This is a genomic window from Stenotrophomonas capsici, from assembly GCF_034961085.1.
In the GTDB taxonomy this organism is placed as follows: Bacteria; Pseudomonadota; Gammaproteobacteria; order Xanthomonadales; family Xanthomonadaceae; genus Stenotrophomonas; species Stenotrophomonas capsici.
In genome coordinates this window covers 1-2,605 of record NZ_JAYFUH010000159.1, presented here as the reverse complement: position 1 = coordinate 2,605, position 2,605 = coordinate 1, and the positions used below count along the sequence as shown (strand labels likewise).

Below are 2,605 nucleotides of genomic sequence, written 5' to 3'. Positions count from 1 at the left end.
ACCGAGCAGCGCACGCCGCTTTCGGCCTCGCAGTCGGCGACGATGCGCTTGCGCGCATTCTCCACCGCATCGTAGTAGGCGCGGCCGGTCTTGCCGCGTGCGTCCTTGAGCACGTCATCGGTGACCTTGTCGAAGCCCACCGTCACCAGCACGCGGTAATCCGGGTTGGCGGCGCGCTCATCGGCACGGCCCTGGGCGATGAAGCCCTCGTCGATGATGTTGTGTTCCTTGCTGGCGTTGTACTGGATCACGCCATAAGCCACGTGGTGGTTGGTCAGCAGCAGGCCGTCGCCGGAGACGAACGAGCCGGTGCCGCCACCGACCCGCACCACCGCGCTCAGCGGCGGCGCGGTGACGTCGGCCAGTTCGGCCGGATTGCCCTTGAACCCCGCGTCCTTCAGCGTGTCGGCCAGGTCAGGCAGCTGCGTCGGCATCCACATGCCTTCGTTGGCATGGGCGGCGGTGGCCAGGGACATGCCCAGCGCCAGGGCGGCGGCAAGCGGTTTGCGGGTCATGGGTACTCCAGCGGAATGCAGAACAGGGCCAGACAGTAGCCGTGCCAGCCAACAGCGGCAACCGCCAGCGGTCATGGTCGGCGCCCCGATGCCAGCGCCGGCATGCAGGCCCGTGCTGCATGCCGATCCATCACCCGGTTGCACGGCGTGTTTCCGCATCGCGGTGGCTTGCCTACAATCGCAATGACAACTTGAACAGGGGCATCAGGGATGATCGTCGGCATTGATCTGGGCACAACGCACTCGTTGATCGGCATGCACGGTGCCGACGGCCCGGTCCTTTTTCCAAACCCGCACGGCCAGGTGTTGACGCCTTCGGCGGTCAGCGTCGCCGATGGCGCGGTGCTGGTCGGCCAGGCCGCACGCGACCGGCTGGTCAGCCATCCCGGCGACAGCGTGGCGCACTTCAAGCGCTGGATGGGCACCGACCGCGAGACCCGGCTGGGCAGCCACCGCTTCCGCCCGGAGGAGCTGTCCGCACTGGTGCTGCGCGCACTGCTGGCCGACGCCGAGGCCGCGCTCGGCCACAAGGTCGAGGAGGCCGTCATCAGCGTGCCGGCCTATTTTTCCGACGCACAGCGCAAGGCAACCCGCACCGCCGGCGAATTGGCCGGCATCCGCGTCGAGCGCCTGATCAACGAGCCGACCGCCGCGGCCCTGGCCTATGGGCTGCAGGAACGCGAGCGCGAGGGCCGCATCCTGGTGCTGGACCTGGGCGGTGGCACCTTCGACGTATCGATCCTCGAGCTGTTCGACGGCATCGTCGAGGTCCATGCCAGCGCCGGCGACAACTTCCTCGGCGGCGAGGACTTTCTGCAGGTACTGGCGCACGCCTTCCGGCAGGACATGAAACTCGACCCGGCGACGCTCGATGCCAGCGAGCAGGCGCAACTGCTGCACCGCCTGGAGCAGCTCAAGCGCGAGCTCAGCGCGCGCAGCGCGGTTGACCTGCAACTCACGCTGGGTGGCCGCGAGCTGCACTGGCACATGGATGAAGCCCGCTATGCGCAGCTGTGCGAACCGCTGCTGCAACGGATGCGCACGCCCATCGAACGCGCCATCCGCGACGCGCGGCTCAAGCCCGAGGCACTGGACGACATCATCCTGGTCGGTGGCGCGGCGCGCATGCCGATGGTCGTGCGCCTTGCCACGCGCATGTTCGGGCGCCTGCCACTGCGCCATATCCACCCGGACCAGGCCATCGCCCTCGGCGCGGCCGTCGCCGCCGGCATGAAGGCGCGCGACAGCGCGCTGCGGGAAGTGGTGTTGACCGATGTCTGCCCGTACACGCTGGGCACGCAGGTGTCGCGGATGGGCCCGGACGGCAAGGAGCGCACCGGCTACTTCCATCCCATCATCCAGCGCAACAGCGTGGTGCCGGTCAGCCGCGAGGACGTGTTCCATCCGGTGCATGCCGAGCAGAAAGTCCTGCGCTTCGATGTCTACCAGGGCGAAAGCCCCACGGTGGACAGGAACATCAAGCTCGGCGAACTGCAGATTCCGCTGACCAACCACGGCAATGCGGACCGCTCGGTCACCACCCGCTTCACCTACGACGTGGATGGCATCCTGCAGGTCGAGGTCACCGAGAACGCCACCGGCAAGCGCCACGAGCTGGTGCTGGAGCAGAACCCCGGCGTGCTGGCCCCGGACCAGATCCAGCAACGCCTGCAGGCACTGCAGGCGTTGAAGGTGCACCCGCGTGACCATCAACCCAACATTGCGCTGATCGCGCGCACCGAACGCCTGTACTCCGAACACGTGGACCAGCGCGAGCAGTTGCAGGGCTGGCTGCTGCAGTTCCGCGAGGCGCTGGAAAGCCAGGACACGCAGCGCGTGGAGCGCCACCGGCGCGAACTCGGCCGGGCGCTGGACGAGCTGGAGGGGCTGCAGTGAGCTGGGCGCTGGAAGTACTCGAGCTCGACGCCAGCGCCGACGAGCGCGCAATCAAGCGCGCCTATGCCCGGTTGTTGCGCAGCAACCGCCCGGACGATGACGCCGCGGCCTTCCAGCGCCTGCACGAGGCCTACCAGACCGCCCTGCACTGGCAGCGCCATCAACAGGCGTTGGCGACCACCGACGCCGAAGCA

The 2,605-nt window shown here is 68.1% G+C and carries 3 protein-coding genes; 2 read left to right on the top strand and 1 reads right to left on the bottom strand.

Translation table 11 applies throughout. The annotated features are described in order from the left end of the window. On the bottom strand, positions 1 to 515 hold a 515-nt coding region (locus VA603_RS10585), incomplete at its 3' end, for a S46 family peptidase (RefSeq protein WP_323438797.1). A gap of 210 nt (positions 516 to 725) precedes the next feature. Between VA603_RS10585 and VA603_RS10580 the strand changes: the two genes are divergently transcribed. Both VA603_RS10580 and VA603_RS10575 read left to right on the top strand, forming a co-directional pair. Next, positions 726 to 2,411: an Hsp70 family protein gene (locus VA603_RS10580; RefSeq protein WP_323438796.1), complete on the top strand. Its 1,686-nt coding sequence runs from the start codon at positions 726 to 728 to the stop codon at positions 2,409 to 2,411. Further along, a partial coding sequence (locus tag VA603_RS10575; protein ID WP_323438795.1) for a DnaJ domain-containing protein occupies positions 2,408 to 2,605 on the top strand: 198 nt, incomplete at its 3' end. The genes VA603_RS10580 and VA603_RS10575, both read left to right, overlap by 4 nt.

Coding starts and splice junctions, on each gene's coding strand:
- VA603_RS10580 (WP_323438796.1), top strand. CDS start 726: ATGATCGTCGGCATTGATCTGGGCACAACGCACTCGTTGATCGGCATG.